Here is an 18375-nt window from a genome sequence, read left to right as displayed (position 1 = left end):
CGTGTACAAAATCATGCATTAAGTAAATTAGTGCGCTTTCAGCCAGTTGGATCCTGTACCCATCTCTACAAGAATAGGAACTGTTGTTTTGAGGGCGGTTCTCATGCGTTCACTGACAATGTCCTTTACTTTGTCTAGTTCAGGCGTGAAAACGTCGAACACAAGCTCATCATGCACCTGCATCGTCATTTTTGACACGAGTTTATGTTCACGGAAGTCGCGGTGTATATTGATCATGGCAACTTTGATGAGATCGGCCGCCGAGCCCTGGATAGGGGCATTTATGGCATTCCGTTCAGCAAATCCTCTGACTGTTGCGTTTGCTGAATTAATGTCTCTCAGATAGCGGCGGCGCCCCATGAGTGTTTCAACATAGCCATTTTCGCGTGCGAAGTTCATGGTGTCGTTCATATAGCGTTTAATGCCTGAGTACTGGTTGAAGTATTCTTCGATAATTGCGGCCGCTTCTTTGCGTGGGATGCCGAGGTTTTGAGAAAGGCCAAAGGCGGATTGTCCGTATATGATTCCAAAATTTACCGCTTTTGCATTGCGCCGACGAGTGTCATCGACTTCTTCGAGAGAGATGCCATAAACCTTTGCGGCGGTTGCAGTGTGGATGTCGAGTCCGCTGGCAAATGCATCCATCATATTTTCATCGCGGCTTATTTCAGCGATAAGGCGGAGTTCGATTTGGGAATAATCTGCTGAAAGCAGGATATGGTTTTCATCCCTGGGGATAAAGGCCTTCCTTACTTCTCTTCCCCGCTCTGTACGGATGGGGATATTCTGAAGATTGGGGTTGGTTGAACTGAGCCTTCCGGTAGCTGCTACAGCCTGGTTATAAGAGGTATGAAGTCGCTGAGTCTTTTGGTTGATCAATGTTGGCAAGGCATCCACATAAGTAGACTTGAGTTTCTGGAGCTGACGGAAATCCAGAATATCGCGGGCGATATCGCTTTTGCTGGCCAGCGCATTAAGCACGTCCTCGCCGGTCTGGTATTGACCTGTCTTGGTCTTCTTTGCTTTGGGGTCCAGCTGAAGCTTGTCAAACAATACCTCTCCCAACTGCTTTGGCGAGGCAATATTGAATTTAACTCCGGCTTTATCATAAATGGTTGTTTCGAGCTGCTCTATCTCCACTTTAAGCTGTAAAGAATATTCGTCCAGCGCCTCCTTGTCTATACGTACTCCCTCGCGCTCCATATCGGCCAGGACATAAATCAGGGGCGTCTCTACTTCACGGAACAGCTTGTCTGCATTTGCGTCTACCAGGCGCGGCTCAAATACTTTTTTGAGTTGCAGGGTGATATCTGCATCTTCGGCGGCATACTCCTTAATCTTTTCTATTTCCACATCCCGCATGTTACCCTGGTTCTTGCCCTTTGATCCAATCAGAGAAGTGATCTCGACGGGTTTATAGCCAAGATAATTTTCCGCCAGAATATCCATATTATGCCGTGTGTCGGGATCTAGCAGGTAGTGGGCGATCATGGTATCGAATAATCGACCTTGAACTTTTATATCATACCAGTTGAGTACGAGAATGTCGTATTTCAGATTCTGTCCGCTCTTCTCAATTTTTTCATTTTCGAACACCGGCTTAAAGAGGGTAACGAGGCGGAACGCTTCCTCCTGATCCGCAGGGAACGGAACGTACCATGCATCGCCAGTCTTGATGGAAAACGAGAGTCCGACCAGCTCACAGTTGTTCGCGTCAATGCATGTGGTTTCGCTGTCGAAGCAAAAGCTGTTTACGGATTCAAGGATGCCGATGAGTTCAGCTACTTTCCCGGGCGTGTCGGCCAGGTGGTAGGTATGGGGTGTGTTTTCTATATTCTTTGAGCCTTGAAGGGGTTCTTCGGCTACTGCAAATGTGGGAGCGGGTGTGTTTACGGGCTGTCCGAAAAGATCGATTTGTTGGCCGAATCCTGTAGGTTTCGAACCTTCAGCCTTCAGTTCTTCACCAAAGACCCTGCGCCCGATTGTCCTAAACTCCAGCTCAGCGAACAGCGGCTCAAGCATTTCCCTGCTTGGTTCAGTCACTAGCAAAGCATCTTCGTCCAGTTCGACAGGGGCGTTGAGCATGATGGTAGCAAGCTTTTTGGATATAAGTCCTTGTTCAGCATATTTCTCGACATTCTCACGCATCTTGCCTTTCAGCTGGTGACTGTTTTCGATGACGGCTTCAACAGAGCCGAATTGCTTTATAAGTGATTTGGCGGTTTTTTCGCCTATGCCGGGGATACCTGGAATGTTGTCGACCGCGTCGCCCCACATTCCGAGTATGTCGATAACCTGGTGGACATGTTCCACTTCCCACTTGGCCAGTACTTCGGGTACTCCCAGGATTTCGAAGTCATTGCCCATCCTCGCGGGCTTATATATAAATATGTTGTCAGAGACCAACTGTGCAAAATCCTTATCGGGGGTCATGCAAAATACCGTGTATCCTGCTTGTTCGGCTTTTTTTGCCAAAGTTCCGATGATATCGTCAGCCTCATAGCCATCAGAGGTGATGACGGGAATACCGAAACCCTGGATTAGCTTGAAGACATAGGGAAGCGCAGCAGAGAGGTCCTCCGGCATAGCTTGCCGGTGGGCTTTGTAATCGGTAAATTCAATATGTCGTTCTGTAGGAGCCTCTGTGTCAAAGACGACCGCAAGGTGAGTGGGTGCCTCTTTTTTTAATATTTCGAGCAGCGTGTTTGTGAATCCCATTACCGCTGAAGTGTTGAGCCCCGACGAAGTAAATCTTGGGTTTTTACTCAGAGCGAAGTGAGCTCTGTAAATCAGAGCCATGCCGTCTAAAAGAAATAATTTTTTCATTTATAGGATCGTTTTATCAGAAGCCGACAGTTCGTCCCAGTATTCAACTGCTCTCCGATAGTGAGGAATAACAATAGAACCTCCGACAAGGTTCGCAATCATAAATACTTCGTTGAGTTCTTCGGAAGTAACGCCGGCGTCATAGCATTTGCCGAGGTGATATTTGATACAGTCATCGCAACGAAGGACCATAGAGGCCACCAGGCCGAGCATTTCTTTGGTTTTGACACTCAAGGCTCCCTCGGCATAAGAGGTGGTATCGAGTGCGAAAAAACGTTTGATATTGGTATTGGCGGTCTCCATTACCCGGTCGTTCATGCGGGTTCTGTAATCATTAAACTCGTTTACTAACTTTCCCATATGTATTATTTTAAGGGGTTCCAGAACAGGTGCTGGAAATTCACAACCTGGTCGTTTATTACTTCGACTCCTTCATTTCGCAACAACTCGGCCATCAGCGTTTCTCCTTGAAAGGCACGCTTTCCGGTGAGGAGGCCTGAGCGGTTGACTACACGGTGAGCGGGAACAGGAGGGGTTGCGGCAGCTGAGCCATTCATGGCATATCCAACCATCCTGGCTGATCCTTTGGTTCCGAGGGCTTCTGCTATGGCACCATAAGTGGTGACCCTTCCGGGAGGAATCTCTCTGGCGATAGCGTAGACCTTTTCGAAGAAGTTTTCATCATTCATTACTTAAAGCTACAGCTTAAATAGTTGATGTTCTTGTCGTGTAAAAGATATTTTTTCTCGTAGTATGTTTTGATGGAAAGAATATCGTTTACGAGGTCAGATTTGTATAAATCTTCAGTCCGGCTGAGCAGCGTTAAGCCCTGCTCTTCGATCTTTTCGAGCGTATATGCATGAAGGGCATCATTGTCGGTCTTCAGGTGCAGAACCCCCTCACTGTTGAATATAATCTTGTACTTATCGAGAAATCGTGGGGAAGTAAGCCGCTTCTTTTCGCGGCTAACCTGTGGCTGCGGATCTGGAAATGTTATCCAGATTTCCGATACCTCGTTTTCGTCAAAATAGTCAAGGATGTTCTCGATCTGAATACGTAGAAAAGCGACGTTGGATATGTCATCTTCAATGGCAGTCTTGGCGCCTCGCCAAATGCGGTTACCCTTATAATCGATACCAATGAAATTCTTTTCGGGAAATAATTTAGCCAGGTTTACGGTATATTCTCCCTTTCCACAAGCTAATTCAAGAATGAGTGGTTTGTCGTTCTTGAAGTGGCCGGCACTCCAGCGGCCTTTTAAAGGCTTGCCTTCATCCAGCTGTAATACATTCGAGAAAGTTTCTATTTCTGCGAACCGTCTTAGTTTATCTTTGCCCATTGCGTTATTTTCGCTGCAAACTTAGATAAAAATCACTTGATAAGATATGGATAAGGACATACAAAAAAGGCACCGGTAATCCGATGCCTTTATATGATTAGAAACTTTCGCTATCAGGTGGTATCCCGTAATCACGAACAGGTGCTCTCCTCTTCTTTTGCCCCATGAAATTCTTTATCAGTCCCTGAACCTTATCAATTGCCCCCGACACCGCATTCGATGTGACGTTCTTAGCGGCCTTCTGAGACAGGAAGGTAATCAGCATTTTAGCTATAAATCCAGATCTTTTAAATAGGAATCCATTCATTATCAGTGGTATGCCCACCCTGGCAAGGTTGGTTACCATATCCTGGCTCAACAAATTTTTACCTAAAGGCTGATGCGTATTGCCGCTTTTAAACAGACTGCTCACAGCATGGAAGATCGCTGAAGGGCTGCTAAGCTGTTCCTTAACCAGTTCTTTCTGCTGAAACTCTTTAACCTTAAGGAGTTGTATCTCTGCCTGCAATTCTGCCAGACTACTAAAGCTCTTTTCCATTATTTCTCCCCTTTATTAAATATCTTTTTAACCATAAAGTCCTGGAGGAACTTGTTGATATACTTCTCTTTGCTCAAATTAGTAACTACCGCAAGTGCGAGATAGATCAGTGCTACAATACCAAAGCCTGCTGCGTACGAATTCAGAACTTCTCCGAGAAAAAGGGCAAGTGTAATAGAAGCAAACAGGAATGTAAGCAACATCGCTACGACGACCACTGCACCGGTAATCATGGAAGAAACGAGCACGGTAAGCTTATCAATGGCCGTCAGTCTTGTTAATTCTACTTTGGTAGAGATATATTCTTTTATTAGAGAAACAATGTCTGGAGCTTGTTTCTGGTCTTGAGATTCGGGCATAGTCATAAGGTAAATGAAACAGGTCTTTAATTAAGCAGGCTCTGTTGCCGGAGCTTTAACATCGTCGAGAGTATCTTCGGCCGAACCAAGTGTTGTCTTTAAATTTTCGACGATTTTCTCCTTTAATGACGATAAATTGTCAATTTCCTCGGCTGCCCGATCTTTGATTGTATCTCCTAAGTTTTTTAATGCGTCGTTTAGTCGGTCGCGTGTTTCCGTTCCTCTCTCGGGTGCGAACAGGATACCCAGTGCTGCTCCTGCAGCTACGCCCGCTAATAATGCCACTAATACTTTTGAATTGTCATTCATGGTTAAAAGTTTAAGTTATAAGGTAATATTACCTATAATACAAAAGAAGTGTCGGAACTGTTTTGATAATTTGTCTTTATCTCTTGTAGCGTTCGTGCTCTTCCTCCAGGGTTTGAAGTGCCTGATCGGCAAAAGAAGCATTCATGCGAATCGTATCAAAAAGTGATGCATTCTGTGAGTACGTTTCCAGATTGAGCTTGGTCTCTATCGCCTCATTTATCTTTGAGAGCGATGTCCGTACCGCCTTTACAGACTGTGGAAGCTGAGTTCTCAGATCATAAGCCTGAGGTAGCATTTCGGAGGAGAGAAATTGGTGCCGGGAATCTGAAATATCTCTTACGAAGGTGTAGAATAGCTCAGTTTCACCGTGTTGTGGTATTTCAATGAAAGAAGTGACGCAGCACGTCCGGGAGTCTCCTTTCAAGGTAAGGAGCTCAATCAGCATCTCATTTATAACGCCATCTCTTTGGAGGATCTTGACCAATGCCTGGCGCTCACGCGGATGCTGGTAAAAAAAAGCGCAGTTAATGTTGGCCATTTCGGAGTGATCAAGGCCAAAAAACCGTAAGGCGCTACTGTTTGCATCGAGTATTTGACCGGATGGATTGCTGATCACTATAGCGTCTTTCGAACGTTCAAAAAGAACACGAAAGGTATGTTCGTTTCTCTTGAGCTTTTCAAGTATTTCGAATTGTTTTGTGACATACCGGATGGACCGTTCCAAAGTTTCGCTGCTAATCTGGTCTATCGGGAGATAATCGGCAGCTCCCGCTTTAAGCGCCTCTTCATCAATGTCCTTGTCGTCTTTCCCTGTTAGAATGATAATAGGTTTGGTGCAATTAGATTTAACGGCTTCACTGAGGAGGTGGATTCCGGATCGATCTCTGAATTTGTAATTTACAAGATAAAGGTCATAACGATCTTTAAGCATGGCATTAATTGAATCAGAGTAGCTGGAACACCAGCTCAATTTGTATTTACAGGTATCAATCCCATAGGCTAATAGCTTTTGTGTGAGGAAGTAATCATCCTCATCATCGGCAACCAGCAGTATTTTAACGGTGTTCATGTGGTTCTAAATTCTAACGGGAAGATAGACAGTAAAGCTTAGCTTCGTGTCAGTTCTTTCATGATCGTGTGTGTGCGATCGGTAAAAAGTTGAAGGCCTTCCGGCCCATTAGCTTCAAAACCAATGCCATTACAAACGGTGAAGCCGGAAACTTTAATCGACTGGCCGAAGTTAGCCCAGGTTTATAGCCTTCATCTTATTGTACAGGGTTTTCCTGTCAATGTTCAGAATCTGTGCAGCTTTGGTTTTGTTAAAGTTTACTTCCTTCAAAACCGTTAGGATAGCTTCATATTCAGCTTCAAGCGCCGCATCTTTAAGACCACGTCGGGGCTCGCGGGAATGAATGGCGTCAAAAGCGGTTTCTATAGCCGCAGTCCTGGTATAATTTGAGATTTCCAGGGGAAGGGCCTTCAGCTGAACTTTGGGCGTCTCAGACAAGAGAGTCGCGCGGCGGATAACATTTTTCAGTTCCCTTACATTGCCAGGCCAGTTGTAGCTCATCAGGCAATTAATCACTTCGCTGGAAAAGCCTTCTATGTTTCTGCTAAGCTCCTTATTGGTGAATTTGAGAAATTTCTCCGCGAATATCATGATGTCGATATCGCGTTCACGCAAAGGAGGCAAGTGGATACAAAATTCATTGAAGCGGTGGTAGAGATCCTCGCGGAAGCGTCCTTTTTGAATTGCCTCTTGCAAGTTTTCGTTTGTAGCAATAATTATCCGCACATCGAGGTCTATTTCTTTTGTACTTCCTATCCGCTTCACTTTCCGTTCCTGTACAATTCGTAGAAGTGCAGCCTGGATTTCGTAAGACAGGTTTCCTACCTCGTCAAGAAAAAGTGTTCCTCCGTTGGCCATTTCGAAGTGGCCTATTTTAGTATACAGCGCGCCGGTAAAGGATCCTTTTTCATGTCCGAAAAATTCGCTGCCTGCAAGCTCTTTTGTGAGCGAACCGCAATCCATCGCAATAAAAGGCTTGTCTCTACGATTACTCTTCAGGTGGATAGCATGTGCAATGGATTCTTTTCCGGTACCACTTTCGCCAGTCAGGATTACACTATAGTTGGTTGGGGAAATCAGGTCCAGCTGTTTAATGAGTTCTTTGGATGCGGCGCTCTCTCCAATGACGAACTCTTCCGGATATTCTCCGGCCTTGACAGATTTTTCTTTTCGCTGAGGAGTGGGACTGCCGTCAGACTTAAAGATAGTGTCCTGGAGGTCGATTGCTTTGCTAATGGTGTTCAGAATCTCATCAGGGTACAGAGGCTTAGTTATATAGTCATAGGCGCCCATCTTGATAAGCTCTACGGCGAGTTTAATGTCGGAATAACCAGTGATGATGATTACTCCGGTTTGCGGATAGAGTGCCTTTACTTTTTTCAATATTTCTCTTCCATCAGTATCCTCAAGCCGGAAGTCGCACAGCACAAGCTGGAACTTTTCTTTTGAGAGCAGGTCCAGTGCTGCGGCTCCACTTAAGGCGGTAGCTACTTCGTATCCGTTTCTGGTGAGAAACTTTGATAACAATATCCCGATATTTACTTCATCGTCAACTATTAGAATTCTTTTCATATATATTTCGCCCCAAGTAATAAAGGTATATTTTATATTTTATACGGGAAATGTTTTCTACAAGTGATGAAAAAAATATCCTATAAAACCCCTGTTTTGGGTTCTTAACAATCAATTCGCAAATATAGCGAAAACGGTAAGTAAATTGTTCCTGAACTTACTCACTGTGCGATAAGGAAATGTTTAGTATTTTTGATGTCTTTTTAACCTGTATATGAGCGAAGAACGGTCACTAAATTTTATAGAAGAAATAATTGAAGAAGATATACAAAATGGTAAACACGGAGGAAGGGTGCATACGCGCTTCCCGCCGGAGCCAAACGGGTATCTGCATATCGGGCATGCTAAGTCTATATGCCTGAATTTCGGGCTTGCCAGGAAGTACAATGGCAAAACGAATTTACGGTTCGACGACACGAACCCTGAGACTGAAGACACGGAATACGTTGACAGTATAAAGGAAGACGTCAAGTGGTTGGGCTTTGAATGGGAGAATGAATTATACGCGTCAAATTATTTTGACCAGCTCTACGCATTTGCTGTCAGACTTATTGAAAAAGGGCTGGCCTATGTAGATGAAAGCACGGCAGATGAGATCGCCAGGCAAAAGGGAACACCTACGGAGCCCGGGGTTGCTAACGAATACAGACACCGAAGCGTTGAGGAAAATATCCGTCTTTTTGCCGAAATGAAGGAAGGTAAATATCAGGACGGTGCAATGGTTCTCAGGGCTAAGATTGACCTTGCCTCTCCGAATATGCACATGCGTGATCCGATTATGTACAGGATCAGGCATGTAGAGCATCACCGTACCGGAAATGCATGGTGTATTTACCCCATGTATGATTTTGCGCATGGGCAGTCGGATTCCATTGAAGAAATTACTCATTCTATCTGCACACTTGAATTTATTCCGCACAGGCCACTTTACGAATGGTTCATCGATGAGTTGGAAATCTTTCCGAGCAGGCAATATGAATTTGCACGCCTGAATATGACCTATACCGTGATGAGCAAGCGCCGTTTGTTGCAGCTTGTCAACGAAGGTTTCGTTAGCGGTTGGGATGATCCGCGTATGCCGACGATCAGCGGCCTTAGAAGAAGGGGATATACGCCTGCATCAATCCTTGACTTCTGCGACCGTATAGGTGTTGCCAAGCGTGAAAATGTAATTGACGTAAGTTTGCTTGAGTTTTGTATTCGCGAAGACCTCAACAAATCGGCATGGAGACGAATGGCTGTACTTGATCCTCTGAAGCTGGTAGTAACCAACTACCCGGAAGGTGAAGTGGAAATTTTCGAAGGTGAGAATAATCCTGAGGTCGAAGGAGGAGAGGGTTCACGTGACATTCCTTTTAGCAGGGAACTTTGGATTGAGCGTGACGATTTTATGGAAAACCCATCCAAAAAGTATTTTCGTTTGGGGCCGGGCCTAATGGTTCGCCTTAAAAGTGCTTACATTATCAAGTGCGACGGTTTTCTAAAAGATGAGGCGGGAAATATAACCGAAGTGCATTGTTCATACATTCCTGAGTCAAAGTCGGGAAATGATACATCTGGGCTTAAGGTGAAGGGAACAATTCATTGGGTCAGCGCTGCTCATGCTGCCAGAGCAGAAGTGAGGTTGTACGACCGGCTTTTCAATGATGAAGACCCTGTTGCAAATGGTCGGGACTTCGTCGAAATTATTAACCAGGACAGTCTGCAAATCATTCCTGAGGCTTATATTGAGCCTGATTTGGCTAATGCTGAAATGGGTAGAGGGTATCAGTTCCTTAGAAACGGATATTATACATTGGATAAAGACTCGACTGGGGACAATATTATTTTTAACAGGACGGTTACGCTTAAGGACACTTGGGCAAAAGAAATTAGGAAGGGATAAATGGCGACAATACCTCCTTTGGCAGAACGCATGCGCCCGGCCGGTCTGGATGACTATTCGGGACAGAAGCACCTGGTTGGTCCGGGTGCTATCCTGCGCAAGGCCATAGAGAGCGGAAACTTGCCGTCAATGATTCTCTGGGGACCACCGGGAGTGGGTAAAACCACTCTTGCCTATATCATATCCAAGCGTTTGAACAGGCCTTTCTTTAGTTTGAGCGCAATTAATTCCGGAGTAAAAGACGTTCGTGAAGTAATAGAGAAAGCAGCACGGCTGAAAGAGACCAACGACAATCTTCCGGTGTTGTTCATCGACGAGATTCACCGGTTCTCCAAGTCTCAGCAGGATTCACTTCTGGGGGCTGTGGAGCGTGGGCTGGTGACCCTTATCGGTGCTACTACGGAGAATCCCTCATTTGAAGTGATATCGGCCCTTTTGTCCCGGAGTCAGGTATATATACTCCAGCACCTGACAGAGGATGACCTTCTTGAGCTGATCGGCCGGGCTCTTAAAGAAGATGTCTATCTGTCGAAGAAGAAAATCATCATCAGGGAGCATGAAGCGCTTTTACGATTGTCGGGTGGTGATGCACGCCGTTTGCTGAATGTTCTCGAGCTGGTTGTGAATGCCGGAGGGACTGAAGAAGTGGAGATAACCAATGATTTTGTGCTGAAGCATGTTCAGCAGAATATGGCGATTTACGATAAGGCCGGTGAGAATCATTACGACATTATCTCCGCATTCATTAAGTCTATCCGGGGCAGTGATCCAAATGCTGCAGTGTACTGGCTGGCGAGGATGATCGCAGGGGGTGAAGATCCCTCGTTTATCGCAAGGCGTCTGCTTATTTTGGCATCTGAAGACATCGGAAATGCGAATCCTAACGCACTGTTGCTGGCGAACACTTGTTTCCAGGCTGTAAATGTCATAGGTCCTCCAGAGTCACGGATTATTCTTTCGCAGACTGTTACTTACCTGGCATCATCGGCAAAAAGTAATGCGAGTTACGAAGCGATTGGCAAAGCTCAGGAACTCGTTGCAAGGACGGGTGATCTTCCTGTTCCCCTGCATATACGAAATGCGCCTACCAAACTGATGAAGAACATCGGTTACGGAAAGGATTATAAGTACTCTCACTCTTATGAGAATAATTTCAGAGAGCAGGAATATTTTCCGCCGTCTTTAAGCGGAACGAAGCTATACGATCCTGGTGATAATCCGGGCGAACAAAAATTGCGGGAAAAGCTTAAATCTCTGTGGAAAAATAAGTATAATTACTAAAAGTTTCCCAACCTTGTAGATATGACCTTATCATTTTTCCAGCATCAGTGGAAGGCGTTCTGGCGATCAAAGAATACTGGGAAGAGTGTTGCTGTGAGAGTGGTAATGGCTTTTCTGACTCTCTACCTCTTCCTGAATATAATTTTCGTAGCTTTTTTTCTGGATGAGATACTGGATGAGTTGTTTCCGTCTGAAACAGTTATTTCGGCCTTCAATGGAATTCTTCTCTACTATTTCCTGATGGATATACTCACACGCTTTCAACTTCAGGAACTGCCAACTCTTAGTGTCAGGCCTTATCTGACGTTGCCAGTGACCAGGCGACAAATAGTTAACTACTTGAGTGTGTGTTCGCTATGGACGCCTTTCAATATAGCGCCCCTGTTGCTCACGCTGCCGTTTTTGCTGAAGCAGGTGCTTCCCTATCACGGAGCGGCGATTTTTTTAGGATACTTGGTTTCTATCATATCCCTCACCTTATTCAATCATTTCTTCAGCCTTTGGTTTAAGAGAAAGGTGAACATTAACAGTTGGTTTCTTCTGGCCTTTGTGGTGATTGTGGTTGTCCTTGCGCTGCTCGACTTTCACTGGGAAGTAATATCCTTCTCAGATATATCCCGATATCTTTTTAGCTGTATTTACACCAGGCCTTTATGGAGCGTTGCGCCTGCAGTCCTGGCAATGGTTATGTTCCTGATTAATTACAGCTTTTTAAAGAACAACCTCTATTTGGACGAGCTCCGTTCTGATCGCTCGGGCGAGAAGTCGAGCACCGATATCGCTTTGTTCAACAGGTTCGGGATAGCGGGTGAGCTTGCCGCGTCGGAGCTCAAGCTCATAATGAGAAACAAACGACCAGGAGCTTCCCTTAAAATATGCGGACTGATGATGTTTTATGGGTTGCTTATCTATACGAATCCGGCATACGGTAGCGGGTATGGCTGGAAAATTTTTGTGGGTATGTTCATGACGGGAATATTCATCATCAACTATGGTCAGTTCATGTTTGGCTGGCAGTCAAGTCATTTCGACGGCATTATGGCACAAAAGGTGAAAGCGATTGATTTCTTTCGGTCGAAATTTATTCTTTTTTACTGCTTCTCTATTGTTGCCTATATTCTGACTATCCCTTATGTGTATTTTGGCTGGGAAGTTTTACTGATTCATTCGGTGATGTTTCTTTGGAATATCGGTGTGAATACGCTAATAGTGTTATATTTTGCTACCCGTAACTATAAGCGAATAGATTTGACTAAGGGGTCTTCTTTTAATTGGGAGGGCGTTGGAGCGTCTCAATGGATATTGAGCATTCCACTGATTTTCCTGCCATATGTGATTTTTCTGCCTTTTAGTGTTTTCGGTCTGCAGATGTGGGGAATACTGCTTTTGGCTCTGAGCAGTATTGCGTTGCTGATCACACGCAACTACTGGCTAGGTTTACTGGTACAGGAGTTTAATAAAAAGCGATATACTATTGCAGAAGGTTTTAGAAACGAATAACCAATCATGATTGAGATTAGAGATTTAAAGAAAACATATAACGGTGTAACTGTTGTAGATATTCCATATTTAAGCATCGCAGCTGGAGAGTCTATAGGCCTTGTTGGCAACAATGGGGCGGGCAAAACCACTTTATTCAGAATTATACTGGATCTTATACGCAAAGATAGTGGCGAGGTGATATCAAAAAACTATAACGTATCTGAAACGGATGATTGGAAAGATTATACTGGATCGTATCTGGATGAGGGGTTTCTGATAGATTACCTGACTCCTGAAGAATACTTTTATTATATAGGATCACTTTACCAGATCTCAAGAAGTGACATCGATTTAAAGCTTCAAGCTTACAGGGAGTTTTTTAATGACGAAATTCTCGGGAAAAAGAAATATATCCGCGACCTATCGAAAGGGAATCAGACGAAGGTGGGAGTAGTAGCTTGCCTTATTCAACAACCGGAAATTATCCTGTTGGATGAACCTTTTGCCAATATAGACCCCAGTACTCAGATCAGATTAAAAAGTATTCTTAAACAGATAGAACGGGATTCGAAATGTACTACCGTTGTGTCGAGCCACGACCTAAATCATGTGACAGAGGTTAGTCAGCGCATCTTGCTGATGGAGAAAGGAAAAATCATTAAGGACATTCAAACCGACAGCAACACGCTCGGGGAGTTAGAAAAGTACTTCTCGGTGCAACGCTCTGAGAGTTTTAAAAGTACAGAGACCAGTTAAAATAGTATCATGTGGCATGAGTTCTTTTTTATGCTTCATTTCGCTGAGGCGTGACACATAGATAATAATGAGGTATTTATAGTTAAAATAATATTATCTTTTAATTGCCTTTGAATATACTTTTGGTAAACTAACTAATTATAGATTGCCATGAAAAAAGTTATACAAAGAGCGGTTTCGCTACTATTTGTGATTTCAGGCTTCTGTCTAAACACGTTTGCACAACCCCCATCGCGGGTTATAAAGGGCGTTGTTACAGACGAAGTGGGAGCAACTCTTCCGGGCGCGTCCGTAACGGTCAAGAACTTTCGGGCAGCAACTACCACAAATAGTAAAGGCCAGTATTCGATCACTGTACCTGAAGGCGGTCAGATCCTTATTTTTTCTTTCATAGGGATGAGCCCGCAAGAAGCGCGAATCGGAAGTAGGACGACAGTAAATATTACGCTGTCTGACGGTAATACCAACCTTAACGAAGTGGTGGTGGTAGGTTACGGATCTATCAGAAGATCTGATGTTACCTCTTCTATTGCCTCTGTCGGAGAGAAGGATATTAAAAACCTTCCGGTTGCAGGGCTTGATCAGGCATTGCAGGGTAAAGTGTCTGGGGTCACCATTACAAACAATGGCGGTCAGCCTGGAGGAGGCGTCTCGGTGCGGATCCGGGGCATTACCTCTGTTAACAATGTCGAGCCGCTTTATGTGGTGGACGGTATTCCCATTCTCACATCCAGCAATAGTATCGCCCAGGATCAGTTGGGAGGTAAGGCGGGCCAGTCTTCCCAAAGCATTTTGTCAACATTGAACCCGAACGACATTGAATCAGTCGACATACTGAAAGATGCTTCCGCGCAAGCTATATATGGATCATTAGGTGCCAATGGAGTGATTTTAATTACGACCAAGAAAGGAAGGAGCGGCGAAGGTAAGATTAGCTATGACGTATATTACGGCCTTCAAAACGTACCGCAAAAGTTGGATGTGATGAATTTGCGCCAGTATGCAGAATATTACAATTCACTGATCCCGGAAATTGAGGCGGCCTCCCCTGGCAGTACTTTAAATGCGATCGGTGAGTTTGCAAATCCCTTACTTCTTGGAGCTGGTACAGACTGGCAGGACGCGCTTTTTCAAGAAGGGAAGATTAAAAACCATCAACTGTCGTTCTCTGGAGGTAATGATAAAACGACACATTACTTTTCTTTGAACTATTTTGACCAGGGAGGGACAATACTTGGCTCAGGCTTTGAAAGGCTATCTTCACGAATTGCCGTAGATCATCAGGTAAAAAGCTGGCTTAAAGCTGGTGTAAGTGCGAACCTTTCGAGGAGTGACCAAAAGATTACACTGACAGACGGAACAGAGACACCCACAACAATCGTGCTTTATAACAGTCCCGCTACTCCTATACGTGACGCCAGCGGACAATTCATTACAACAAGCTCTTTGGGCAACAATACTTTTGGAAATGCTAACGGTAATCCGATTGCGACGGCTATGTTGCGTGATGTCGGCGCGGTTCAGAGTAAAGGTTTCGGAAACGTCTATGCTGAAGTTGGATTTACCAGATTTTTGAAATATAGAAGTGAAGTGAACTATGATTTCCAGTTGTCACAGAACCATGCGTTTCAACCGAAGATTTCAAACAGTACCACTGGACAAACCATATTATCACCCAGCAAATTAAGAGAGGAGCGTAATAACAGCTATTACTGGGCTCTGCGTAATTATCTGACTTTTAATAACAGCTTTGGTAAGCATTCAGTAAACGCAGTACTCGGTCACGAAGCCCAGGCATCGCATTACGATAATCAGTTTGTTTCAGCCACAGACTTGAAACAGAATCTTATGTCGATCAACGCGGGAACCATTCTTCCTTCCGGAACAAATGGGAATAAGGGAAATTGGAGTATGGAGTCGTATTTCGGAAGGGCGACTTACACCTTTGACGGACGATATTCTATCAGCGGATCTTTAAGAAGGGACGGTGCTTCAAGTTTTGGCCCTAATAAGCGAATAGGATACTTCTCCGCAGGATCTGCTGCATGGACAGTAACGAATGAGCCTTTCGCCAAAGATTGGAAATTTATTAATTATTTAAAAATCAGAGCAGGGGTAGGCTCGGTGGGGAACCAAAACTCGCCCGTTCAAAATGCATATTCCACGAACATACGGTTGTTCAGCATCTCGCCATTTGGCGGAGGAGGAATCCCGGCTAACGTGGGCAATCCTGATTTGAGTTGGGAATCCGTTACCACGCAAAACGGTGGTATCGATGCTAGCTTTCTAAATAAAAACGTTGAAGTTACCGTCGATATATACAAGAAAACGACGACAGATATGATCCTATCGACGACTTTACCTGTATTCGCGGGATTGGATCCAAATCCACCGGCGAACGCATATAAGGACATCGAGCCGCCAGTTACAAATGCGGGCGAAATGACCAACAGCGGTATAGACATAGGGATAACCAGTTACAATATTCAGAGTAAGGGCTTCAGTTGGAAGACGAACCTGATTTTTAGCAAGTATAAAAATAAACTGGTTAGCCTGAATTCTCAGAGCGCAATATTGAGAGGTGCAGAGCAGGACTTTACATCAGCGTCTGTAGTGAATATTACGCAGGCAGGTGGTGCTGTCGGTACATTTTATGGCTATGTAACCGACGGGTTATTCCGCAGCGAGGCAGAGCTGAACAACGGAACGGACTGGGGGATCGCAGTCGGTCCTACGGGGATGTGGTTAGGTGATGTCAGATATAAAGACATCAGTGGACCGGATGGTGTGCCCGACGGCAGGATTGGGAGTGAGGATGTGACCGTTATCGGGGATCCAAACCCTGACTTCACCTATGGCTTAACGAATACGTTTCAGTTTAAAGGGTTCGACTTTTCCTTTTTTCTACAAGGAGTGCAGGGGGGTAAGATTTATAACTGGACACGCAAATACTCAGAGTCATTGTACGATCCGTTCGTGAATCAGCTGACCTCAGTGCTGAACAGGTATTCGGCGAGTAATACAGATTCTGACATGCCACGTTTTGTTAACAGATGGCATAGCAACAATACAAGAAACTCCGACCGTTATATAGAAGACGGGTCCTATCTCAGAATCCAGAATATTTCACTGGGCTACAATTTGCCATCTAAATGGCTGCAACCAGCAAAGGTGTCTTCTGCAAGGGTATATTTCTCTGCTCAGAACGTGTACACCTTCACCAAGTATAGCGGGTATGATCCTGAAATAGGTTCTTTTAACAAAAGTGTGCTGACACCGAATGTGGACAACGGACATTATCCCACGCCAAGAACTTTTACAATCGGAGCAAACGTTCAGTTCTAACCACTAAAACCTGAGAAATGAAAAAATATAAACTGAGCCTGATAGTATTAACCCTTGTGGTTTTGGTATCCTGTAAAAAGGATTTTTTGAATCAACCTTCGGAAAATAATCCCACCCTGGAGACCTATTACAACACTCCTGAGGAAGTCTACGCTGCGACCGGATATCTTTACAATTCGGTCTGGTATGACTATAGTGATAAAGCGTTTCACTCGATTGGGGAGGCGCTGAGCGGAAATATGCTAACGGAAACTGGTGTAAACTATGATGGAGGTAGCTTTAATAATTTTACAGTACTAAGTACGGACGGTCTTGTTGCCAGTACCTGGAGGTCGTTGTACAAAGTGGCGGGTACTGCTACAGTGTTGCTGAAGACCTTCGAACAAAAGAAGGCGGCCACACCGAATGCCCCCCATCTGGATCTGGCAATCGCGGAGTGTCGCTTTATTCGTGGAGCGGCCTATTTTTATATCGCGAGAATCTTTAAAGACGTACCAATTGTTGAGGATCCCGTCGTGCTGGCTGGATCAGGTGACTACAACATTCCCCGTTACCTACAAGCGGATGTGCTTCGGTTCGTTCTGGAAGACTTCCAATATGCGAAGGACAATCTGCCAGCTGCACCTTATCAGGTTGGACGTGTATCGAGTAATTCTGCAGCCGGTATGATGGCTAAGGTTTATCTATATCAAAAGGATTTTGAGAATGCAAAGAAGTTTGCCGGTGAAGTAATGGCTTCTGGCCAATATAGCTTGTATCCCGACTATGAAAAGATGTTTACCAGTTCTACCGCTAACAATAATCAGGAGTCTTTATTTGCACTTCAATGGATAGCTGAAGGTGGATATGGGTTTGCTAATGCCGTAAATGCTTATGCTGCCCCATCAACACTTTTAAAGCCGGATTTTAATACCGGATACTCATCTGTGTATCCTACAATTGACATATTGAACTCCTATGCTCCCAATGATAAAAGAAGGCAGTGGTCGAATATGGAACATGGTTTTACGAGAGCAGACTGGAAAAACGTCAATTTCCCTAACGGCTTTAAATATGATACTACCGGTACGGAGTATGAGACGACCACCACATTGAGAAATGGAACGAGGGCGAATTCACTGAAATATGTTGTAGGTACGGGTTCAAATGGCGAGAAGCTTAGTGATAATGGTTCATCAGATATATGTACGTATATCCTCCGATATGCAGATGTCCTTTTAATCTATGCCGAAGCAGTGCTGGGCGATGCTGCATCAACCACTGACGGATCTGCTCTTGCAGCGTTTAATCAGGTACATAACCGGAACGGTAACTTTGATAACGTTCCGGTAACGGTGTTGACAAAGGATGTTATCCTAAAAGAAAGAAGGGCGGAGTTTGCTTATGAAGGTGATTACTGGTTCGATATTCAGAGACAAGGATTTGCCAGAGCAAAACAAATCATAGAAGCTCAGGAAAGAGGTTCTTATACCGGAAGCGGCATCAATAGCGCATCAGCTAAACTAACTTCTGAAAGCCAGCTATTTCTGCCAATTCCGCAGTCGGAAACCGTGTCGGATCCGCAGCTGCTACAGCCGGCGGTACCCTATTATAAATAACCATACGCGAAATGTG

The 18375-nt window shown here is 44.6% G+C and carries 15 protein-coding genes; 6 read left to right on the top strand and 9 right to left on the bottom strand.

All coding sequences use genetic code 11. The features are described from left to right. Positions 1-27: 27 nt before the first annotated feature. The 9 genes from polA to ACKI5J_RS13170 form a co-directional block, all read right to left on the bottom strand. Complete coding sequence (gene polA, locus ACKI5J_RS13210) at positions 28-2826, bottom strand: DNA polymerase I (RefSeq protein WP_407429953.1); 2799 nt, start codon at positions 2824-2826, stop codon at positions 28-30. Continuing rightward, positions 2827-3186: a carboxymuconolactone decarboxylase family protein gene (locus ACKI5J_RS13205; protein ID WP_407429952.1), complete on the bottom strand. Its 360-nt coding sequence runs from the start codon at positions 3184-3186 to the stop codon at positions 2827-2829. It abuts the gene before it with no gap. Positions 3187-3191: 5 nt separating this feature from the next. Beyond that, the gene (locus tag ACKI5J_RS13200; RefSeq protein WP_407429951.1) at positions 3192-3515 is read right to left on the bottom strand and encodes an MGMT family protein; all 324 of its coding nucleotides are present in this window, start codon (positions 3513-3515) and stop codon (positions 3192-3194) included. Further along, complete coding sequence (trmB, locus tag ACKI5J_RS13195) at positions 3515-4165, bottom strand: tRNA (guanosine(46)-N7)-methyltransferase TrmB (RefSeq protein ID WP_407429950.1); 651 nt, start codon at positions 4163-4165, stop codon at positions 3515-3517. Before trmB ends, ACKI5J_RS13200 begins: the two co-directional genes overlap by 1 nt. Positions 4166-4262: 97 nt before the next feature. After that, on the bottom strand, positions 4263-4703 hold the full coding sequence (locus ACKI5J_RS13190) for a hypothetical protein (protein ID WP_407429949.1): 441 nt from the start codon (positions 4701-4703) through the stop codon (positions 4263-4265). Then, positions 4703-5062, bottom strand: a complete 360-nt coding sequence (locus tag ACKI5J_RS13185; protein ID WP_407429948.1) for a phage holin family protein — start codon at positions 5060-5062, stop codon at positions 4703-4705. Before ACKI5J_RS13185 ends, ACKI5J_RS13190 begins: the two co-directional genes overlap by 1 nt. Before the next feature lie 30 nt (positions 5063-5092). Beyond that, entirely contained in the window at positions 5093-5371 is a 279-nt protein-coding gene (locus ACKI5J_RS13180; protein WP_407429947.1) for a YtxH domain-containing protein, read from the bottom strand. Positions 5372-5447: 76 nt separating this feature from the next. Next, on the bottom strand, positions 5448-6440 hold the full coding sequence (locus ACKI5J_RS13175) for a PAS domain S-box protein (protein WP_407429946.1): 993 nt from the start codon (positions 6438-6440) through the stop codon (positions 5448-5450). Positions 6441-6611: 171 nt separating this feature from the next. Continuing rightward, the gene (locus ACKI5J_RS13170) at positions 6612-8012 is read right to left on the bottom strand and encodes a sigma-54-dependent transcriptional regulator (RefSeq protein ID WP_407429945.1); all 1401 of its coding nucleotides are present in this window, start codon (positions 8010-8012) and stop codon (positions 6612-6614) included. A gap of 214 nt (positions 8013-8226) precedes the next feature. Here ACKI5J_RS13170 and ACKI5J_RS13165 point away from each other — a divergent pair, with 214 nt between their 5' ends. The 6 genes from ACKI5J_RS13165 to ACKI5J_RS13140 all read left to right on the top strand — a co-directional run bounded on the left by ACKI5J_RS13165 (position 8227) and on the right by ACKI5J_RS13140 (position 18359). Beyond that, positions 8227-9897, top strand: a complete 1671-nt coding sequence (locus ACKI5J_RS13165) for a glutamine--tRNA ligase/YqeY domain fusion protein (protein ID WP_407429944.1) — start codon at positions 8227-8229, stop codon at positions 9895-9897. Beyond that, positions 9898-11178, top strand: a complete 1281-nt coding sequence (locus ACKI5J_RS13160; protein ID WP_407429943.1) for a replication-associated recombination protein A — start codon at positions 9898-9900, stop codon at positions 11176-11178. A 21-nt stretch (positions 11179-11199) separates the two neighbouring features. Continuing rightward, positions 11200-12678, top strand: a complete 1479-nt coding sequence (locus ACKI5J_RS13155; protein ID WP_407429942.1) for a DUF5687 family protein — start codon at positions 11200-11202, stop codon at positions 12676-12678. Between the two features lie 6 nt (positions 12679-12684). Further along, positions 12685-13416 (top strand): ABC transporter ATP-binding protein, encoded by a 732-nt coding sequence (locus tag ACKI5J_RS13150; RefSeq protein WP_407429941.1) that lies wholly within the window; start codon positions 12685-12687, stop codon positions 13414-13416. 150 nt (positions 13417-13566) lie between these two features. Next, complete coding sequence (locus ACKI5J_RS13145; protein ID WP_407429940.1) at positions 13567-16761, top strand: SusC/RagA family TonB-linked outer membrane protein; 3195 nt, start codon at positions 13567-13569, stop codon at positions 16759-16761. Between the two features lie 17 nt (positions 16762-16778). After that, entirely contained in the window at positions 16779-18359 is a 1581-nt protein-coding gene (locus ACKI5J_RS13140; protein ID WP_407429939.1) for a RagB/SusD family nutrient uptake outer membrane protein, read from the top strand. The last annotated feature ends 16 nt before the right edge of the window (positions 18360-18375 follow it).

Origin of the sequence: Arcticibacter sp. (assembly GCF_045629565.1) — a bacterium.
In the GTDB taxonomy this organism is placed as follows: Bacteria; Bacteroidota; Bacteroidia; order Sphingobacteriales; family Sphingobacteriaceae; genus Arcticibacter.
This window is presented reverse-complemented; position numbering and strand designations above follow the sequence as displayed.

Bases quoted from the DNA above. Each gene is read 5' to 3' on its own strand.
- ACKI5J_RS13205 (WP_407429952.1), bottom strand. From the start codon at position 3,186: ATGGGAAAGTTAGTAAACGAGTTTAATGATTACAGAACCCGCATGAAC.
- ACKI5J_RS13170 (WP_407429945.1), bottom strand. From the start codon at position 8,012: ATGAAAAGAATTCTAATAGTTGACGATGAAGTAAATATCGGGATATTG.
- ACKI5J_RS13200 (WP_407429951.1), bottom strand. From the start codon at position 3,515: ATGAATGATGAAAACTTCTTCGAAAAGGTCTACGCTATCGCCAGAGAG.
- ACKI5J_RS13175 (WP_407429946.1), bottom strand. From the start codon at position 6,440: ATGAACACCGTTAAAATACTGCTGGTTGCCGATGATGAGGATGATTAC.
- ACKI5J_RS13160 (WP_407429943.1), top strand. From the start codon at position 9,898: ATGGCGACAATACCTCCTTTGGCAGAACGCATGCGCCCGGCCGGTCTG.
- ACKI5J_RS13180 (WP_407429947.1), bottom strand. From the start codon at position 5,371: ATGAATGACAATTCAAAAGTATTAGTGGCATTATTAGCGGGCGTAGCT.
- ACKI5J_RS13185 (WP_407429948.1), bottom strand. From the start codon at position 5,062: ATGCCCGAATCTCAAGACCAGAAACAAGCTCCAGACATTGTTTCTCTA.
- polA (WP_407429953.1), bottom strand. From the start codon at position 2,826: ATGAAAAAATTATTTCTTTTAGACGGCATGGCTCTGATTTACAGAGCT.
- ACKI5J_RS13140 (WP_407429939.1), top strand. From the start codon at position 16,779: ATGAAAAAATATAAACTGAGCCTGATAGTATTAACCCTTGTGGTTTTG.
- ACKI5J_RS13150 (WP_407429941.1), top strand. From the start codon at position 12,685: ATGATTGAGATTAGAGATTTAAAGAAAACATATAACGGTGTAACTGTT.
- ACKI5J_RS13165 (WP_407429944.1), top strand. From the start codon at position 8,227: ATGAGCGAAGAACGGTCACTAAATTTTATAGAAGAAATAATTGAAGAA.
- trmB (WP_407429950.1), bottom strand. From the start codon at position 4,165: ATGGGCAAAGATAAACTAAGACGGTTCGCAGAAATAGAAACTTTCTCG.
- ACKI5J_RS13155 (WP_407429942.1), top strand. From the start codon at position 11,200: ATGACCTTATCATTTTTCCAGCATCAGTGGAAGGCGTTCTGGCGATCA.
- ACKI5J_RS13190 (WP_407429949.1), bottom strand. From the start codon at position 4,703: ATGGAAAAGAGCTTTAGTAGTCTGGCAGAATTGCAGGCAGAGATACAA.
- ACKI5J_RS13145 (WP_407429940.1), top strand. From the start codon at position 13,567: ATGAAAAAAGTTATACAAAGAGCGGTTTCGCTACTATTTGTGATTTCA.